General features: G+C 64.9%; 11 protein-coding genes. 7 read left to right on the forward strand and 4 right to left on the reverse strand.

Annotated elements, in window-relative coordinates; genetic code table 11:
* Positions 1-128 precede the first annotated feature (128 nt).
* The 3 genes from MKAN_RS21405 to MKAN_RS21415 are packed head-to-tail and all read left to right on the forward strand — an operon-like array spanning position 129 to position 3,358.
* On the forward strand, positions 129-929 hold the full coding sequence (locus MKAN_RS21405) for a universal stress protein (protein WP_023371951.1): 801 nt from the start codon (positions 129-131) through the stop codon (positions 927-929).
* A 38-nt stretch (positions 930-967) separates the two neighbouring features.
* Positions 968-1,615 (forward strand): hypoxia response regulator transcription factor DosR/DevR, encoded by a 648-nt coding sequence (gene dosR, locus MKAN_RS21410; RefSeq protein ID WP_023371952.1) that lies wholly within the window; start codon positions 968-970, stop codon positions 1,613-1,615.
* 9 nt (positions 1,616-1,624) lie between these two features.
* Positions 1,625-3,358 (forward strand): sensor histidine kinase, encoded by a 1,734-nt coding sequence (locus MKAN_RS21415; protein WP_023371953.1) that lies wholly within the window; start codon positions 1,625-1,627, stop codon positions 3,356-3,358.
* On the opposite strand, the gene MKAN_RS21420 is transcribed toward MKAN_RS21415, so the two are convergent.
* Positions 3,338-4,336, reverse strand: coding sequence for an Acg family FMN-binding oxidoreductase (locus MKAN_RS21420; RefSeq protein ID WP_023371954.1), 999 nt, complete (start codon positions 4,334-4,336; stop codon positions 3,338-3,340). The two genes, MKAN_RS21415 and MKAN_RS21420, sit on opposite strands and share 21 nt — an antisense overlap.
* 184 nt (positions 4,337-4,520) lie before the next feature.
* On the opposite strand from MKAN_RS21420, the gene MKAN_RS21425 reads away from it, so the two are divergent.
* Positions 4,521-5,912: a WS/DGAT/MGAT family O-acyltransferase gene (locus MKAN_RS21425; RefSeq protein WP_036391803.1), complete on the forward strand. Its 1,392-nt coding sequence runs from the start codon at positions 4,521-4,523 to the stop codon at positions 5,910-5,912.
* 7 nt (positions 5,913-5,919) lie between these two features.
* Here the strand turns inward: MKAN_RS21425 and MKAN_RS21430 are convergent, their stop codons facing one another.
* The 3 genes from MKAN_RS21430 to MKAN_RS21440 all read right to left on the reverse strand — a co-directional run bounded on the left by MKAN_RS21430 (position 5,920) and on the right by MKAN_RS21440 (position 9,798).
* Positions 5,920-6,348 carry a pyridoxamine 5'-phosphate oxidase family protein gene (locus MKAN_RS21430; protein ID WP_023371956.1) on the reverse strand — a complete coding sequence of 143 codons (429 nt, stop codon included), beginning with the start codon at positions 6,346-6,348 and terminating at the stop codon, positions 5,920-5,922.
* A gap of 4 nt (positions 6,349-6,352) precedes the next feature.
* Complete coding sequence (locus MKAN_RS21435; RefSeq protein WP_023371957.1) at positions 6,353-7,369, reverse strand: Acg family FMN-binding oxidoreductase; 1,017 nt, start codon at positions 7,367-7,369, stop codon at positions 6,353-6,355.
* Positions 7,370-7,533: 164 nt separating this feature from the next.
* Positions 7,534-9,798, reverse strand: coding sequence for an MMPL family transporter (locus MKAN_RS21440; RefSeq protein WP_023371959.1), 2,265 nt, complete (start codon positions 9,796-9,798; stop codon positions 7,534-7,536).
* Between the two features lie 224 nt (positions 9,799-10,022).
* On the opposite strand from MKAN_RS21440, the gene MKAN_RS21445 reads away from it, so the two are divergent.
* The 3 genes from MKAN_RS21445 to MKAN_RS21455 all read left to right on the forward strand — a co-directional run bounded on the left by MKAN_RS21445 (position 10,023) and on the right by MKAN_RS21455 (position 19,868).
* Positions 10,023-11,492, forward strand: coding sequence for a flavin-containing monooxygenase (locus tag MKAN_RS21445; RefSeq protein WP_023371960.1), 1,470 nt, complete (start codon positions 10,023-10,025; stop codon positions 11,490-11,492).
* 688 nt (positions 11,493-12,180) lie between these two features.
* Positions 12,181-18,507 carry a type I polyketide synthase gene (locus tag MKAN_RS21450; RefSeq protein WP_023371962.1) on the forward strand — a complete coding sequence of 2,109 codons (6,327 nt, stop codon included), beginning with the start codon at positions 12,181-12,183 and terminating at the stop codon, positions 18,505-18,507.
* Complete coding sequence (locus MKAN_RS21455; RefSeq protein ID WP_023371963.1) at positions 18,504-19,868, forward strand: aminotransferase class I/II-fold pyridoxal phosphate-dependent enzyme; 1,365 nt, start codon at positions 18,504-18,506, stop codon at positions 19,866-19,868. Before MKAN_RS21450 ends, MKAN_RS21455 begins: the two co-directional genes overlap by 4 nt.
* Positions 19,869-19,878: the final 10 nt, after the last annotated feature.

The raw sequence follows: 19,878 nt of genomic DNA on the forward strand, positions 1-19,878 counted from the left end.
TAGTGTGTTTGACCGGCCGCTGTTCTATAGGGACCAATGGCACTGATATCGGGACCAACGCCCCTGGGTAAGGCGGGTGCCTCATCGATAACGTGCGAGTAGCCAACGGCTCAGCAGAGGAGAGCGCGATGAGCAACCCGTCAGCTCCGGCGGTGGTCGTCGGTATCGACGGATCGAAGGCAGCAACCCAGGCAGCGCTGTGGGCGATCGACGAGGCGGTGAGCCGCGACATTCCGCTGCGCCTGGTGTACGTCATCGATCCGCTGGAACCGTCGGGCGGTGGCGGTCGTGATGGTCGGCAAGGCATGGCGCACGCGGCGCTGTTCGACGTATGCCGTGCCGTGGAAGCCACCGGGCACCCGGTCAAGGTGGAAACCGAAGTCCTACGGGGCAGGCCGCTCACCAAGCTGATGGAGGAGTCCAGGTCGGCGGTGATGGTCTGTGTCGGGTCCATCGGGCTCAACCACGCGCGCCGCGGCGAGGGCTCGGTCGCGGCGACCCTGGCCGGGTCGGCGCTATGCCCTGTGGCGGTCATCCAGGTGCCCCCCGGCGGAGTGCCGGTGCCGAAAGTCAGCACAGTGGTCGCGGAGGTGAACAATGGTTCGGTGCTGCGACATGCGTTCGAGGAGGCAAGGCTGAGGGGAGTTGCGCTGCGGGCTCTTTCGGCACGCATGCCCGACACAGCGGGCGACACCGGCGACGGGAACCGGTTGGCACAAGCGCAACTGAGCCGCCGGCTGGCCCGGTGGACGCGGCTGTACCCCGACGTCAAGGTCGAGTCGACCATCATCCGCGGACATGCCTGCCGTTACATCGCCGCCAACGCCAAACCGGACCAGCTGTATGTCACCGACTCCCATGCCGCACAGGCGTGCAACGTCTACAGCGCAGGATGCTCGGTGCTGACCGTGCGCAGTGGCAACTTGTAGGAACAACCAATGTTCGGGACTATCTCAGGAGTGAAGTCTTGGTAACAGTCTTCTTGGTCGACGACCACGAGGTGGTACGTCGCGGTCTGATCGACCTGCTCGACGCGGACCCCCAACTCGAGGTCGTCGGTGAGGCGGGTTCGGTTGGCGAAGCGATGGCCAGAATTCCGGCGGCTAACCCCGACGTGGCGGTGCTCGACGTCAGGTTGCCCGACGGCAATGGCATCGAGCTGTGCCGAGATCTGTTGTCGCGCATGCCGGAACTGCGCTGTCTGATCCTGACGTCGTACACCTCCGATGAGGCGATGCTGGATGCGATCCTGGCCGGTGCCAGTGGATATGTCGTCAAGGACATCAAGGGAATGGAATTGGCCCGTGCGGTCAAAGAAGTGGGCGCGGGACGGTCGCTGCTCGACAATCGGGCAGCGGCCGCGTTGATGTCCAAACTGCGGGGCGGTGTCGAGAAGCCGGACCCGTTGTCCGGCCTGACCGACCAGGAGCGGACGTTGCTGGGACTGTTGAGCGAGGGTCTTACCAACAAGCAGATCGCCGACCGGATGTTCTTGGCCGAAAAGACGGTGAAGAACTACGTATCCCGGCTGTTGGCCAAGCTGGGAATGGAGCGCCGGACGCAGGCCGCGGTATTCGCAACGCAGTTGCAGCGCTCGCGGCCGGGCGCCGGGTGACGCACACCCATGGCTGACAACGGACTTCCCGTCAACAAGGGCACAACCCTGGACTCCGGTCTGCGTCCACTGCGCCAAACGCTTTCTCAGCTGCGGCTGCGTGAGTTGCTGGTGGAGGTGCAGGAGCGGGTCGAGCAGATCGTGGACGGCCGCGACCGCCTCGACGGCCTGGTGGAAGCCATGCTCGTCGTCACGTCGGGTCTGGACTTGGACGTCACCCTGCGCACGATCGTGCACTCGGCGACCAATCTCGTCGATGCCCGCTACGGTGCCCTGGAGGTGCACGATCGGGACAAGCGGGTGCTGCAGTTCGTCTATGAGGGCTTCGACGAAGAGACCGTCCAGGCGATCGGTCACTTGCCGCAGGGCCTCGGCATCATCGGTCTCCTCATCGATGAGCCCAAACCGCTACGGCTGGACGACCTTTCACTGCATCCGGCGTCGGTGGGCTTTCCAGCCAACCATCCCCCCATGCGCACCTTCCTCGGGGTGCCGGTTCGGGTGCACGACATGTCGCTGGGCACGTTGTACCTGACCGACAAGACCAACGGTCAGCCGTTCAGCGACGACGACGAATTGCTGGTCCAGGCGCTGGCCGCGGCCGCGGGCATCGCCATTGCGAACGCCCGGCTTTACCAGCAGGCCACGACGCGACAGTCGTGGATAGAGGCCACCCGCGACATTGCGACCGAGCTGCTCTCCGGCGCCGAGCCTGCGACGGTGTTTCGGCTTGTCGCCGAGGAAGCGCTGAAGCTGACCGCCGCCGATGCGGCCTTGGTGGCGATACCGCTCGACGAGAACGTGCCGGCCGCCGAGGTGACCGAGGTGCTGGTGATCGAGACGGTCGGCAGCGCCGTGGCTCCCGTTATGGGGCAGGTCATTTCGTTGACGGACACTGTGCTCGCGGATGTCTGCGCCGACAGCAGCCCGAAACAGGTCGAGAAGTTTGAGCTGGACGGTGTCGACGTCGCGGGTCCGGCGCTGCTGTTGCCGCTGCGGGCCACCGATACGTGCGCCGGCGTCGTCGTGCTGTTGCGTCACGACAGTTCCGGACCGGCCACCGAGGACCAACTCGAGATGATGGCGGCCTTCTCCGACCAGGCCGCGCTGGCGCTGCAGCTGGCCGGCTCCCAGCGCCGGATGCGTGAGCTCGACGTCGTGACCGAGCGCGACCGGATTGCACGCGACCTGCACGACCACGTGATCCAGCGCCTCTTCGCCGTCGGTCTGGCGTTGCAGGCTGCCGTCCCCCGGGCGCGGGTTCCGGAAGTGCAGCAACGACTTTCGGAAGCGATCGACGATCTGCAGGGGGTCATCCAGGAGATCCGCACCACGATTTTCGACCTGCACGGAGGCTCACAGGGCATCACCCGGCTCCGGCAGCGAATCGATGCCGCCGTCGCCCAATTCGCCGGATCGGGATTGCGGACCTCCGTGCAATTCGTCGGCCCGCTGTCGGTTGTCGACAACCTGCTGGCCGATCACGCCGAGGCGATGGTCAGGGAAGCGGTCAGCAACGCCGTCCGCCACGCGCGGGCCACGACATTGATGGTCCGGGTCAAAGTCGCCGACGACCTGTGCATCGAGGTGAGCGATAACGGATGCGGAATGCCCGACCAGTTCACCGCCAGCGGCCTGACCAATCTGCGCCGGCGCGCTGAGGAGGCCGGTGGCGAATTCGCCATCGAAGCCACTGCCAGTGGCGGCACATTGCTGCGCTGGTCAGCGCCGCTCCTCCAGTAGCTCTCGGGGTCCGTCGACGACCTGCGACAGACTACGCCGCGGTGTGGCGGGTAACGGGTCGGCATTGATCGGCGCCCAACCGACTCGGAGCAGCATCTGCGGGTAGCCGCTGTCGCCGAACACGTCCGCGCGAACGGCGTCGCGCGTGCTCTGGATCTCCAAAGGTTCGGTGATCGGACAGGACGCCAATCCCATGGCGGTCGCGGTCAACAGGACGGCGCTGGTTGCCTCCCCTGCCCGCAGCCGAGACACCCGGTCGTCTTGGTCGGTGCCCAGTGCCAGGATGACGCCGCCGTCGTCGGCGGGCGAGACACCGGAGGGTTGGGCCAGCGCCGGGGCCGCAAATAGCCGGCCAGGGATCGGGGCGCTGCGATCCGACGGTGGAGTGTTCCGGGCCGGAACCCCGGCCACGCCGCCGTACCGGCCACTCCAGGTCGTGAGCTCCCGGATGTAGCCCTCGTCGCCCGCATGGCGCCACACAGCTTGGGCCACAATTGATCTCATCTTGTCCAGCGCGTCGACCTGGCGGAGCATGACCCCACAGCGAGCCGCCCGCGCAGCCATCTGGGCGACGTCACCTCCGGCCACCGGCCAGCTGCTGTAGACCCGACGGTCGGTCCGGCGGCGCGGGATGGCCGCGGCGAGTGCGATGTCGGCGTGATCGGCATCCTGGGCCCGGACCTCGATGGCCGCGAGGTGGCGGGGGTTGTCCGGATCGGGCAGTCGGTTTACCTTGGCGCGCCAGCCCATCGACGCCAACGCAACGACACAGTGATGCAGGGCGACACCGCAGCTGATGATCAGATCGCGCCCGTCCGGGTCGGTGCTGTGCAGTTGCATGTCGGGCTCGGAAAACAGGTCCAGGCTTGGCGCGCCCACCCGCCACCGCCACGGTTGGGTGTTGTGGACCGAAGGCGCACGGGTGGCCAGCGTGAGGACCGCTCGAAGGGCGCCCGCGTCGGGGAATTGGGCATTCATGGCTGCCTTTCCGATTCAGACCAGCCGTCCCATCGCTGTCATGCATCAAGGATCGGGGCGGGGCAATTGATCGTGGCAGAGGACGAAGCCCTCGGCAAGCAGGGACCTTTGGCCCTGCCGCGATGCCGAGTCGCGAGGCATAGTGGTACCGAGAGTTGCAGATAACTGGGAAAAGACGCTGATGATGACTCACCTGACGACGCTGGATGCCGGGTTTCTCAAGGCCGAAGATGTTGATCCGCGAGTCAGTCTGGCTATCGGTGGCCTCGCGGTCATCGAAGGCCCCGCGCCCGATCAGGATGTGCTGGTGTCGCTGTTTGCCGAGCGCATTCGCGCCTGTCCGCGGTTCGGGCAACGGTTGCGGCTACACCCTTTGGACCTGGGTGCTCCCGAATGGGTGGACGACCCGGACTTCGACATCAACCGGCACGTGCGGCGGGTTGCGGTGCCGCATCCGGGCGACGACCGCGAGCTGTACCGGCTGGTCGCCGACGTGATGGCCCGGCGTTTGGACCGCGACCGCCCCATGTGGGAACTCTGGGTCATCGAAGGTCTCACCGACGACAGGTGGGCGATGCTGACCAAGGTCCACCACTGCATGGCCGACGGAATCGCGGCTTCTCACATCCTGGCCGGATTGTGCGACCCCAGCGGTCATGTCGCTCGGGACAGTTTCGCGGACCAGACCCACGCCGCGCTGAAACCAGAGCTGGGCGCCTCGAATCCACTGAGCCTGCTGAGCGGCCTGTGGACTGCGCCAGGCGCGATCACCTCAGGCATCGTCCGCGTGGTCCGGGGCGCCGGCGAACTGCTCGCCGGTTTGTTGACCCCCGCCGAGTCGACGCTGAACGGGCCGCTGAGCGACCTGCGTCGGTTCGGCGGGGCGCGGGTCTCGCTGGCCGATCTCGATTTGGTGTGTCAGACGTTCGGTGTCACCATCAACGACGTTGCCCTGGCGGCGATTACCGAGAGCTACCGCAACATCCTGGTGGCGCGTGGGCAGCGGCCCCGGCCGGGTTCGTTGCGCACCTTGGTACCGGTTTCGGTCCGTTCTACGGACGCATTCGGCGAGATCGACAATCGCGTATCGGCGATGCTTCCGAATCTTCCCGTGGAGGAAGAGGATCCGGTGCAGCGGCTGCGAAGCGTGCATGAACGATTGAGCCAGGCCAAGACCAGCGGTCAGCCGCAAGCCGGAAACCTGTTCATGTCGGTTGCGAATCGCATTCCATTCGCGATGACAGCCCGGGCGGTCGGCCTGCTGATGCGGTTGCCCCAGCGTGGGATCGTGACGGTGGCGACGAATGTGCCCGGGCCGCGTCACCCGCTGAAAGTCTTGGGCAAAAGGGTGGTCGCGATATTCCCGGTTCCGCCGCTGGCGATGCACCTGCGAACCGGTGTCGCGATGCTCAGCTACGCCGACGACCTGTGCTTCGGCATTCTCACCGACTACGACGCGGTGGGCGATGTCGACCAACTGGCGCGGGGAATCGAAGCCGCGGTAGCACGGCTGGTGGCAATCAGCAAGCGGCGCAAGGCCCGCCGCACCAAGGGGCCGTTATCTCTGGTCGTGTGAATGACCGTCACGCGAACGTGTCGGAGCGGTCCGGCTCCGGTCCGAACATGAAGTGGCGGCCGGTGATCTCGGTCGGGATGATCCGCACGTAGTGCAGCTTCAACGTCGCGATCCAGGGTCGTAGGCCGGCCTGTTCGGCCTTCTGAACTTCTGCGTCGGTTCGCAGGACCTGGGCGCGGCCTTTGACGATCACACTCCAGCCTTCCGCGGCGTCGTGGTCGTCGGCCTCGAATGCGACCGGGCTGTTCGTCACGGCGAGAAACAGTTTCGTGCCCTCGGCCGTCCGGAACAGCACGGTGCGATCCTGCACGACATAGTTGACCGGGAAGATCTCGGGCTCGCCGGCGATGCTTGTCACTAGTCGGCCGAGCGCGGCGCTGCTCAGGAGTTTCCAACTCTCGTCGTCTGACAGGAAGGTAACTGGCTCGTCGGGCATCGGCTCAACCTTTCTCGGGCTTTTCGCGAATTTCAAGGACGGTGTTCAGCGGCCGCCGCGGCGTGGGCGGGGGAGCGTCGTCGATTGGTGGCGTGATCCCCACGCGTACCAGGACTTGCGGCTCGCCGCGGTGGCCGATCAGGCCACGGACGAGGTCGCGGCTTTCGCTCGATTCGATGAGATGGGACAGCGTGCAGGTCGCCATGCCGGCCATGGTGCATTCGAGTAGGACAGTCGACAGCGCTTCGCCGCACCGCAATACGTCCAGCCGAGTGTCTTCAGGTGTGGACAGCACCAGGATTTTCGACCAGTCGGCCGTGATCTGCGGGCGGCGCTGGTGGTGGCTTCGCACCGGGAAATCCCTGCCGACGTCGACCCGGAGGCGTTCGGTGTCGGATGCCAGCGCGCTCGGGGGCACACCCTCTGCCAATGCGAACGGCGAAGTCCACCAGTCGAGTTCGGCATGATAAGACGGATCGTCACGACGCAGGGCTTCACTGTACTGTGACGCCTGCACCAGTAGTGGTCGTTGCTCGTCGGCGAGGACATCCAGGGTCGCGTCGTCGTCGTCGACGGCGGCGCGCAGAGCTGGCTCGAAAAGGTCCCAGTAACTGGGGCGGTCGAATGGAAGCCGATCGGTTCGGCGCTGCAGGATCGCCTCGGCCCGCTGTTGCTGGGCCGCGGTGACGTGATCGGTGGGGCGAAATTCGATTGTGGCCAGGTGGTCGGGGTGACTCGGGGTGGGGAAGCGACTGATGCTCGGCTGCCACTGCGCGGCCGCCATCGCGACGCGCAGGTGATCGAGTGCCGCGCCGCAGCTGATGAGTGCTTCACGGCCGGAATGGTCTGTGGCCCGTACGATTCGGTGGCGATCGACGAACAGGTGGACGGCGTAGACGTTGGCATTGCGCTCTACGACCCACCGCCACGGTTGACTGTTGTGCACCGACGGTGCTCGGCAGGCCAGCAGGACTGCGTTCGCGAGCACCTCGATGTCCACGACGTCGACGCTACGGGCCATTGGCTGTGGCTTGCTAGGGTCATTCGTCATTTCGGCAAATGCCGAGTGTCATCGTGGTTTCACGGTAGTTGGTGGGCAGTTTGCTGACGCTGGTATCGGGCGCTTCGCGGGTGTCCGCGAGATTGGTGGCTCGAGGGCGCGCAAGTTCCGTCACCGACCGAAGATCAAGGCAGGCTTGCGGATTCGTCGATGCCGACGCGCTGGTGCAGGCGCGCCAACGGCGCCGGCGCCCACCAATTCCACTGGCCCATGAGGTACATGAACGCCGGAACCAGGATCATCCGCACCACGGTCGCGTCGACCAGCACCGCTATCGTGAGCCCCAGACCGAACATCCGCATGAACGAGACGTCGGCAGAAGTCAGCGCTGCGAAGCTGATCGCCATGATCAACGCCGCGGCGGTGATCACCCGGCCGGTGTGGGCCAGGCCGCGGGTGACACTGTCGTCATTGGCGGCCCGCCGTGCGGCCGGGGTCATGGCGGACGCATCCCGCATCAGCTGGCTCCAATACTCGCGGATTCTGGCGATCAGGAAGACCTCGTAGTCCATCGACAAACCGAACGCGATGCAGAACAGCAACACGGCCAGGTTGGCGACCAAGGTTCCGGTGGAGGTGGTACCCAGGCCAGCGAGGTGTCCGTCCTGGAAGACCCAGACCAGCGCGCCGAAAACGGCCGTCAGCGACATGAAGTTGAGAATCACCGCCTTGACCGGTAACACGACGCTGCCGGTCAGCAAGAACAACAGGGTGAACGTCACCGCGGCGATGAAACCCAGCACCCACGGTATTCGGGCCCGGATGGCATCCACACTGTCGCGGTTGGTCTGGGCCAAACCGCCGAATTCGACCGCGCGCGCCTCGGGTGGCGGGACCGCGTGCAACGCGTCGAGCTGGGCATCTGAAATGTGAGAGTACAAGGGAGCCTTACTGTTCACGGTGAGAAAGGCGCTGCCACCGGCAACGCCCGTGGGCGCGTCAGGGGGCCCGACGGCTCTGCCGTCGGTATAGGTGCCCTGCGGCGCCGAGACGTCCAGGACACCATCGACTTTCGACAGCGCGGCGGCGTATTGGCCGAGTTGGTCGGGCGTCAGGCCGGCGGCCTCGGGGATGACGACCTGAATGGATTTCGCGTTGTCGTCGGTGAAGTCGCTGCGCAACATGTCGCCGACCTGGCGCGAGGACGCCGACGCCGGTAGCACGCGGTCGTCCGGGTAACCCCAGCGGGCGTGCAGGAAGGGCGCGCCGAGGAGTAGCAGCAGCGCCACGGCGGCCAGTCCGATGGGTATGCGGTAACGCAAGACGATCTTGCTCGACCGGTACCAGAAGAACTGCTCGAGCGGACGCTGTCCGGGCTTGGGCCGCCGCAACACTCGGCGCAGGAAGCGGCGAAAATCCAGAGCATCCAAGCGGTCGCCGAGCAGGGCAATCGCCGCCGGTGCAACGATGATCGCGCTTGCCGCCGCGAACGCCACCGTGGCGATCCCGGCGTAGGCAAACGACCTCAGGTAGTACATGGGAAAAAGCGCCAGCGCCGCCATCGACAGGGCAACCGTCATCGACGAGTACAGCACCGTGCGGCCCGCTGTCGAGACGGTGCGCACAATCGCCTCGTCCCTGGTGGTGCCAGCGGCGACTTCCTCGCGGTAGCGGCTGATGATCAGCAGCGTGTAGTCGATGGCCAACGCCAAGCCCATGGCCATGGTGAGGTTGAGCGCGTAGATGGACACGTCGGCGGCGTAGGTGATCAACCGCAGCACCGAAAGTGAGCCCAGGATCGCCAGCACACCGACGGTGACCGGAAGCAGCGCCGCCAGCAACCCGCCGAAGGCCCAGACCAGTACGACAAAGCTGAGCGGTATCGCGATCAGCTCCATCCGCAACAGATCACGTACCGTCTGGTCGTTGACTTGTGCGTAAATCATGGCCCCACCGCCGGCGCGAACCACCACCCCGCTGTGGCCGACGGCCACCTCATCTGCCAGTTCATCGGCATATTTCTGGGCATATTTCTGGGCGGTGTCCTCCCCGCCCGCGAGGTTGGCGACGATCAGACCGGTCTTGCCGTCCTTGCTCAGCAGTCCCGATGAGGCGGTTGCCGGCTCGGTCCACAGCGAGGTGACGCTGAGGACATGCGGTGACGCGCGCAGCTTTTCGACGATGCCCAATGCTGCCGCGCGGGCCGAAGAGCTGGTGGCCCCCTGCGGCGTCGTCACCGTGATTACCAGCTGCTGGTCGCTTTGGTGGAATGTGTCGGCAAGCAGTTCACTGGCTCGCGCCGACTCCGAATTCGGGTCTTCGAATCCGCCGGCGGACAAATGGTCGATAACCGGGAGGCCGAACACGGCCGCGCCGATCATCACCAGGGTGACGGCCGCGAGAATGCGCCGCGGCGCGGCGGTGGCCAGCATCGCGAGTCGGTGCAGCATCAAAGGTCTTCCCGTCAGGTTCGGCGGACGAACTACGCCACAAATGCTTCGCCGGGCAATTGCGACGGTCAATGGTGAACATAGAGGATTTAAGGATTTTGCCGGTCAGTTTGACACCAAATTACGCCACACCACAAACGTTGCCCCCGGTCTGGGGATTTGCACAGGAATTATTCAGCTCTTTGGAAGCTGTCAGTGACTGTCATGATTGATAGCATGCGGCCATGACGGAGCACCTCGACGTAATAGTGGTGGGTGCCGGCATTTCGGGTGTCAGCGCGGCGTGGCACTTACAAAACAGTTGTCCCGGCAAGAGCTACGCCATCCTGGAAAAGCGCGACCGGATGGGCGGCACCTGGGATCTTTTTCGATATCCGGGCATTCGCGCCGACACCGATATGTACACGCTGGGCTTTCGCTTCCGGCCATGGACCGGACAGGCCATTGCCAACGGCAAGCCCATCCTCGACTATCTCGAGAGCACGGCGGCGATGTGCGGCATCGACGAGCACATCCGCTACAACCACAAGGTCATCAAGGCGGACTGGAAAAGTGCGGAGAACCGCTGGATCGTGCGCGTCGAGCAGGTCAACGCGGGCAGCCGCATCGCGTCCTCGGTCACGATCTCCTGCTCGTTCCTGCTGCTATGCAGCGGCTATTACTACTATGAGCAGGGCTACTCGCCGTACTTCGCGGGCTCGGAGACCTTTGCCGGGCCGATCATCCACCCGCAGTACTGGCCCGAGGAACTCGACTACTCCGGCAAGCAGGTGGTCGTGATCGGCAGTGGCTCCACCGCTGTCACATTGGTTCCGGCCCTGGCTGATTCGGGCGCAAAGCACGTCACCATGCTGCAACGCTCACCGACCTACGTCATGGCCGAACCGGACCGCGACGCCGTGGCCGACAGGCTGAATCGCTGGCTGCCCGAAGATAGGGCCTATGCCGCGGTGCGCTGGAAGAACATCCTGCAGAAGGCGGCCTTCTACTGGGCTTGCCGGAGGTGGCCGCAGCGCATGCGAGCCCGGCTGATCGAGCTGGCCCGGCGCCAGCTTCCCGAGGGTTACGACGTGAACAAACACTTTGGTCCGCAATACAATCCATGGGACCAGCGGTTGTGCATAGCACCGAACGGCGATCTGTTCCGCACCATCCGTCAGGGGCGGACCGAGGTGGTCACCGACACCATCAAACGGTTGACCGCAACCGGCGTCTTGCTCGACTCGGGTCGTGAGCTGCCCGCAGACATCATTGTGACCGCAACGGGATTGAACCTGCAGCTCTTCGGCGGTGCTACGGTGAGCATCGACGGCCGACCCGTGGACCTCGCCCGAACCATGACCTACAAGGGGATGATGCTCTCCGGTGTGCCCAATATGGCCTTCACGTTCGGCTACACCAACGCATCGTGGACACTGAAGGCCGACCTGGTTTCGGAGTTCGCCTGCCGACTACTGAAATACATGGACGCCAACGGCTTTGGAATGGTGGTGGCCGAGCGCCCGGGCTCAGGGGTCGAGGAGCGACCGTTCGTCGAGGACTTCACGCCAGGCTATGTGCTGCGCGTGCTGGAGTGGATGCCCAGGCAAGGTTCGCGTAATCCGTGGCGGGTCAACCACAACTACCTGAACGACCTCTGGCTGATCCGGCATCGCAAGATCACCGACGAGGGTCTACGGTTCGCGACGAACTAACTCGTTCTTTCGGTACCGGCGCGTCCAACCTTGGGATCTGAGTCAAGGGGATTTGGCGACAACGGCTTTCGTTGGCGCCACGGCCGGCTGCCGGCAGTTGCGGCAGATCCCCAGCAGCGCGACCGATCGTGGCCGCGCGCTCGTCGGCATGGACGAGCCGGCCGGCACGCTGCCGCGGACCCGTTCAACTCGATACTGTCAATCAGGGTTGACAGCGAGCCGACGCTGAGCTAACTTGACATCGAGGACAGTTGCAAATGGCAAGGCTTGGTCCTGGTCACGACACGTGCGCGAGGCTCATCACTAGCTGAGATCGGCGCCGGTGGCCCGGGCGCGCCGGTATGGGGTGCTGCGGTACGCACAGCTCGTTATTCCCATGTTTATGACATATCTGCAAAGGAAGATCCGTATGGAGGAGGAGACGCACCATCATAGCCCTGCGGCCGCGCCCAGCCTCCCTATCGGGTAATCCCTCTCCGGGATTCCCGGTTGCATCCTCAGGTTGCCCAGATCGGTTCGCGCTGATTGCTGGACCGCCATATATGGCGTAAGCGAGCCGTTATTGTCCCATGCCGTAATGGGGTAACCAGACGGTTTACGGAACCATTTTTACCGGCGATGCGCTACCTGGCGAAGACGTATCGCTTTGTCGGAATTTCGTCGCCTTCTTCAGCATAGGAGTTACGCAGTGAGCCGAATTGCGATCGTCGGAATCGGATGCCGGTATGCCGGTGGTATCGACTCTCCGCAGTCTTTCTGGGACTTTGTGGTCAACAAGAACGACGGCGCCATTGGTGATATACCGGCCGATCGCTGGGACTACCGGCGCTTCTACGACTCGGACAAGGGCGCTGCCGGAAAGATGTATACCAAGCGGGGTGCTTTTCTGGACTGCGATCCGTGGCAGTTCGACCCGGAGTTTTTCGGTATATCGCCGCGCGAGGCCACGAGCATGGATCCCCAGCAGCGCCTGATCATGGAGGTCGCCTGGGAGGCGGCCGACGATGCCGGTGTGGCCGGTCGGCTCTCGGGCAGCGGGGTAGGCGTCTATGTCGGCGCCTTCAATGTCGACTTCTCGGTCACCACCATGGCTGCATCGGCGGTGGCCCACATCGACATGAACACGTCGACGGCGGCCTCGTTCACGATGCTGTCCAACCGGCTGGCCTATGCGCTGAACCTGATGGGGCCCGCCCTGACTGTCGATACGGCATGTTCTTCGTCGCTGGTCGCCTTCCATCTGGCCTGCCAAGGTATTGCCAACGGTGACTGCGATATGGCTCTGGCGGGCGGTGTCAACCTCATGTTGCAGCCGGAGACATTCGTGTCGATGTGCAAGGGCGGCTTCCTGGCGGTAGACGGGCGCAGCAAGCCGTTTTCCGCCCGCGCCGACGGCTATGGCCGCGGGGAGGGGGCCGGGATGGTGGTGCTGCGCAGGCTCGAGGACGCCCTGCGCGACGGAGATCGCATCTACGCGGTCGTGGAGGCAACCGGGACCAACCAGGATGGCCGCACCAGCGCCATCACCGTCCCAAATGGCAAGGCGCAGGAGGCGCTGGCGCGTTCGGTGTGCGCACGTTCCGGCATCGCCGCGCACCAGGTGACCTATGTCGAGGCGCACGGCACCGGAACGCCGGTCGGTGATCCGATCGAGCTGGGTGCGCTCGGTCGCGTGTATGGATGTGTTGAGGGCCGCACCAAGCCGCTTTCGGTTGGCTCATTGAAAGCGACGCTGGGACACACCGAAGCGGCTTCGGGCATCGCGAGCGTGATCAAGGGAGCTTTGGCGATCTACCACCGGATCCTGCCGCCGCAAGGCTGGTTTGACGATCCCAATCCCGACATTGCGTTCGACGAGTTGCGGTTGTCGGTCCAGGTGGAACCGGAGGCGGTCGATGCCGCCGTCGATCGGATGTCCGTGGCCATCAACGGTTTCGGTTACGGCGGCACCAACGCGCACGCGATCCTCGCCGAACTGGACGCACCCGTGGCGCCGAACACGCCCGCTGTGCCCTCGACTCGCCGCGATGCCGGGGTATTCCCGCTGTCGGCCCGCAGCGAGGCCGCGACGCGGAAACTGGCGGGCACATACGCCGATCTGGTGGAAGCCGGTACCGACCCCGGCGAGCTGATCGAGGCGGCCTGGAGCCGCCGTGCGCACCACCGCCATCGAGCCGGGGTGGCGTTTACTGATTCGACAGAGCTCACCGAGCGCCTGCGGCAGATCTCATCTGGCGCCGCCCCGGTCGGTTCGGTGGTGGACAATTCCGCGGGCTTGGTCTTCGTGTTCTCCGGGATGGGCACGCAATGGTGGGCGATGGGCCGCGACCTGCTCAATGCCGGAGGCATATTCGCCGCCGAAGCCGCTCGGATCGACGCCGCCTTCCAGGAAATTGCCGACTGGTCCATCGTGGCCGAGCTGTTGCGCCCGGAGGAGGATTCCCGAGTTACGTCGACGGCTGTCGCGCAGCCGGCCACTTTCCTTCTGCAAGTGGCACTTACCCGCGAACTGGCCCAGTTCGGAATCGCACCCAGTGCCCTGGTCGGGCATAGCATGGGCGAAGTGCCGGCCGCCTACCTGGCAGGGGCGCTGTCACTGCACGACGCGCTGCTGGTCACCTACCATCGGGCGCGACTGCAGGCGACTACGGCCGGAACCGGCGGCATGCTCGCCGTCGGGTTGCCCTTCAGCGAGCTGGAACCGCTGCTCGGCGACGACACGCGCATCGATGTCGCGGCCATCAACGGTCCGTCGGCGGTGACGGTAGCCGGCGTCGTGAGCGAATTGGAAGCTTTGGCTCAAACCCTCACCGACCGAGGCGTTTTCAATCGCCTGCTGCGCGTGGAAGTGCCCTACCACAGTCACCGGATGGATCCGATACTCGGCGAATTGCGCTCCGAGCTAGCCGTTCTCGCGCCTCAACAGCCTAAGGTCCCGCTCTATTCCACGGTTACCGCCGACGCGGTGACGGGTGCCCTGGACGCCGACTACTGGTGCGCCAACGTGCGGCAGCCGGTGCGGTTCGCCGACGCCATCAAGACGCTCCTGAGCGCGGGTCACCGCGCCTTCTTGGAAATAGGCCCGCACCCGGCACTCTCGGCCAACATCCGCGAGCTGTTGCTGAAAAGCCATGAACCGGGAGCGGCAATTCCCACCCTGCACCGCAGCCAACCCGATGCCGAGAGTGTCCGCAAGACGATCGCCGAGTTGTACACCGCCGGTGCGCTTGACGCCAGCGATCTGTGCACCAGGGTCACTCCGTATTTCGAGCTTCCCCGGTATCCCTGGCAGCGCCAGCGGCTGCGCGACGAACTACCCGAATTCGTGCAGATGAAGTACGGGACCCACGACAGCTACTCGATGCTGGGTGACCCCGACCTTGACCACCCGTCCGCGTGGGAACTCCACGTCAGTGGGCAGGCGCTCCCTTGGCTCGCCGATCATGTGGTCGACGACGCGTGTCTGCTCCCTGGTATGGCGTACGTGGATGCCGCGTTGAGCGTGGCAGCCGAACGCAGCGGGCTCACTTCGGCCATAGCCGAAGACATCCGCTTTGCCGCGCCGCTGTTTTTCAATCCCGCCGACGGCGCCATAGTGCGCACCGAGCTCGATGCGGCAAGTCGCCGCTTCACCATCCGATCGCGCAGTGCCACCGGCAGGACATGGACAACCCACGCCACCGGCCGGCTGGTTGACGCAAAGTGTCTACCCACCAAACATCACGTCCCCGACGCCAGCGACATGGCCGAGATAGACCCCGCCGACTTGTATGCAGCCCTGGCCAGCAACGGCATGACCTACGGTCCCGGCTTCCGGCGGGTCACATCGCTGCGGGCGAACGCCAAGCAGGCAGTGGCCACCGTGGACGCACGATCACTCGATGACACAAGGCATTTCGTGCATCCCGGCGTCATCGACGCCGCGCTGCATACGATCTCGCCGCTGATCGAACAGTCCGTTGGCCGCGCGCTGGGAACTATCGTCCCCATCGGGGTCGACGCGGTGCGCGTGTTCACACCCCTGCCCGAACGGGTCGAGGTGCTCACCACCGTGCACCCCACGGATCCGCTGCGCGCCGACATCGTGATACTCGACCCGCGACACCTGGCCTGCGTGCAGCTTTCGGGCGTGCGATTCGGTTCCATCACGCCCGGGCAGGAGCCGATCGACCGTCTCGATCCGCTGTTCTATGAAGAGGTATGGGAGCTGTGCGACGATCTGGACGTCACGGCGCTGCCATCGGCCGAGCAGACGGCGACCTTGGTGTTGGCGTTGGGTGACCGTCTCGAGCCACGCGCCCAACAACTTTCCGACGCTCTGCCACACGCCACCCTGTACCACTGCAGCGATGCGGCCGAGCTCGACGCCGAGCTCACGCGCATGCTTCGGGAGGCGTCGGAGAAGTTCCCGCGGCTGCATGTCTGTACCGTTGCCGGACGTTGCGCCGACGACATCGCTGCACTGTGGCTGTTGAAGCAGATCGCTGTCACCATCGAACGGTTCGTCCGGGAGACGAGGGGCGACCAGCCCGAAGAACTCGAGGCGCTCGGCGATGATTCGTTTTGCGCCAGCATCATTACCGAACAGGCCTTTGCCCACCCCAGCGACGTTGGCGCGCCCGACGTGAGCCACGCCGGGCTGGCCGGGGCCCGGCGTTCCCTGGTCGCCGAGCAGCCGCGGTTGCGGTGGCGGTTGATCGACGTGGGGCCCGATACCGAACTCTCCCAGCTCATCTCGGAGCTGGCGGTTCCAGGTGCCTTCTCCCCGGACCACACCGACGAAGTCATCCTGCGCAACGGTTCCCGGTGGGCCCTTGTCGTCGGGAGGACGCTGCCGCAGCGGCTGGAAACGATGGCCCAGGCACACCAGCTCACCGACCCGGAAGCCAACTTCACCATCGATATTCCCAAGTCGCGAATCCTGTCGGATCTTGGCTGGCGCCGTTGCCCCCGGAGGAAGCCGGGAGCCGGCGAAGTCGAGCTGCGCATGCAGGTCGTCGGCCTGAACTACAAGGACGCCATCAAGGTAGTCGGGCTGCTCGGCAAAAAGGAGCTCGAAGGAACCCATTTCGGCACCGAGCTGGGTATGGAGGGCGTCGGAATAGTTACCCGCATCGGCCCGGGGGTGGACGGTTTCCACATCGGCGACGTGGTCACCACCGCGGCCCAGGGCATGCTCGTCCGCTACCAGATCGCCGATGCGGCGTTGTGCATCAAAGTGCCTTCGTCCTCTGACAGCCGCTTCCGCCCCGAATTCTGTACCAGCATGACCGCTTTCATCACTGCCGAATACGCCCTGCTGGAGTTGGCCCGGGTGAAGCCGGGTGAGACAGTGCTGATTCACGGCGCGGCCGGCGGTGTCGGCCAGGCTGCCATCCAGATCGCAAAGCTGTGCGGGGCAGAGGTGATCGGCACGGCCAGCACGAACGAGCGGCGTTCGTTCGCGCTGGCCTCCGGCGCTGACTACATGATCGACTCACGCTCCCTGAACTTCGTCGACGACGTTCGGGAACTGACCCACGGCCGTGGTGTCGACGTGATCATCAGCAGCGCGCCGGGGGAGATCTTGCGGCACAACTTCGAGGCCGTTGTCGAGTTCGGCCGCATTGTCGAAGTCGGCAAAGCCGACATCTACGGAAATAGCAGCCTGGATATGGCGGTGCTGGACAAGAACCTCAGCTACTTCCAGATCGACATGGATCGATTCATGGCCTGGGACCCGGACGCCTGCCTGAAGTTGGAAGCCGAGATCTACCACAAATTCGCCAGCGGCATCTACCAGCCGTTGCCCGTCGAGGTTTTCGATGCAGCCGACATCGGCCGGGCCCTCGAAGAAGTGTTCCGCTCCAGCCGGACCAGTCGCATCGCGCTTCGTTTCGTCGACCACACGCCACCGGTGAAGCCCGGTTGGCACGACGTCATCACCGATCCCGAAGCCACCTATCTGATCACCGGCGGCCACGGAGGCTTCGGCCTGGCGACCGGACGGTGGCTGGTCAGACGCGGCGCCCGGCATCTGGTGCTGGCCAGCAGGAGCGGTGCGACAACGGAATTGGCTCGAAAGCAGATTGCGCAGTGGCGCACCGCCGGAGTCGAAGTGACCGAGGAGTCGGTCGACATGACGGACGCCGCCGCGGTGACGGCCCTGGTCAGTCGCTGCAATGGCGGCGACCGCCCGCTGCGCGGAATCTTCCATGCCGCCGGAGCCATCGCCGATCAACGCATCGCCGACATGGACCTCACCGACCTCAAGCGGGTATATGAAGTCAAGGTCCACGGCGGGCGCGCGCTGTGCTCGGCTGTCAGCTCCGCGGGAATCAGCCTCGACCAGTTCGTGTTCTATTCGTCAGCCGGCACGATGCTAGGTTTGCTTGGGCAATACAGTTACGCCGCAGCCAACTTCGCCGTACAGGCTCTCACCGATTCGATTGCGCACCAGGGCCAGCCGGCAATCTGCATCGGCTGGGGCCACATGTCCGGAACGGGTGGCGGCATGGCCACCGACGAAATCCTGGCCCGGCACATGATTGCCTGCGGCGTGGACCCCATCGAAATGGACGACGGCCCACTATATCTGGAAGAAGCGCTCCGGTTGGGTGTCCGGCAGGCGTCGATCATCTCCATCAATTGGGCTCAGCTGGACACGGTTTTCGGCCACTTCCGTCATCTGCTGCGCACCGCGGCGGTGATCTCCACGGCCGCCGAGTCGAATTCCGCCCAAGACCGGTTGCGCGCCAACCTGGTTGCCCTCGACGAAGCCGAGCGCGGCGCGGTGGTCGGGTACATGCTCGCAGAGCAACTCGCCACCGTCATGGGTGTGTCGACCGAGTCCATCGACATCGACGTACCCGTCATGGAACTCGGGCTGAACTCCCTGATGGCTGTCGAATTCAGCGCCCGCACCGGCGAGGCGATCGGCGTGTCGCTGAACACGCTGATGCTGGGACCCAGCTACAACCTGCGGAAGGCCGGCGCCGCGCTCGCCGAGACGATCGTCGCAGGAGCCACGAAATGATTGAAGCCAAGCATGACGAAGCCGCGATACGCGACATGGCCAGCCGCTTGCTCGCCCAGCGCGATTCCGGTGACGTGCGGCCGGCCGTGGGAAGGGCGGTTGCACCGCCCCTCCCGCAGCGGGGTCAACGCCAAAAGTTCGCCGACCACCCCCTGGTGGCCGCGGCCTGCGAACTGAACGCGCGCAGGCGCGCAATCTGGGAGCTGACCGGAATGCCGAGTCCGCTGTTTCTCGAGCGCAAGGGCTATAACAGCGCCGTCCTGCAAGTGCAGGACCAGGAGCTGACCAACTTCGCCGGCTACAACTATCTTGGCCTGGCGCATCACCCGAAAGTGGTTCGCGCCGTTCAGGATGCGGTGGCCCAATTCGGTGCCTCGGCGTCGAACAGCCGCATCACCTCAGGCGAGATCGAGCTGTATCCGCGCCTCGAACAGCGGCTGGCCCAAATCTATGACGTCGAGGCGGCCATCATCGCAACCAGCGGATTCCTCACCAATGCCGGAGTTCTCGGATACCTGTTGGGTGAGGGTGATGCAGCCATCTGCGACTCGCTTATTCATGCCAGCGTCGTTGCCGGTGCCCGCTGGGCCGGCGCGCGTGTCATGACCTTTCGCCACAACGACCCGGAGTCCCTACGCGGCATCCTGCGGGCATCCCGGGACCGCTTCAACCGGGTACTCGTTGTCATCGAAGGCCTCTACAGCATGGACGGAGACATCGGCCTGCTGCCCGAAATAGCCGCAGTGGCCCGGGAATTCGACTGCGGTGTGATGGTCGACGAGGCGCACTCGATCGGTGTGCTCGGCGCAAGCGGGCACGGCGTGCGCGAGCACTTCGGGTTGCCGGGCGATGCCGTGGATATCTGGATGGGCAGCCTGTCGAAGGCGCTCGGCAGCTGCGGCGGGTTCATAGCGGGTAACGCGAATTTGATCGAAGCACTCAACACCGCTCCCGCAATGCTTCTCACCGTCGGGTTTCCACCGACCGCCGCAGCCGCTGCGCTGACCGCTCTGGAAGTGCTGGAGAGCGAGCCCGAGCGGGTTCGGCGGCTGTGGCATAACACCGAGCTGTTCACCTCGGCACTGCGGGACCGCGATCTTGACCTCGGAATGTCCCAGAACACGCCGATCTGCCCGGTGTTGATTCCCAGTGTGGCCAGAGTCGTATTCGCCTCTTCGCTGCTTCTGCAGCGCGGCGTCTACGTCGGACCGGTGACCGCTCCGGCGGTTGCGCCGGGGCAGGAACGACTGCGGTTCTTCGTCACCAGCGAACACACCGAAGACCAGTTGACAGCCGCAGCCGAGCTGGTGGCCGAGGTGGTCGAGATCGCCAGCAAGCTCGACCCCACCATCCCGGTCTGAACCGCGATAG

The organism is Mycobacterium kansasii ATCC 12478, assembly GCF_000157895.3.
GTDB lineage: Bacteria > Actinomycetota > Actinomycetes > Mycobacteriales > Mycobacteriaceae > Mycobacterium > Mycobacterium kansasii.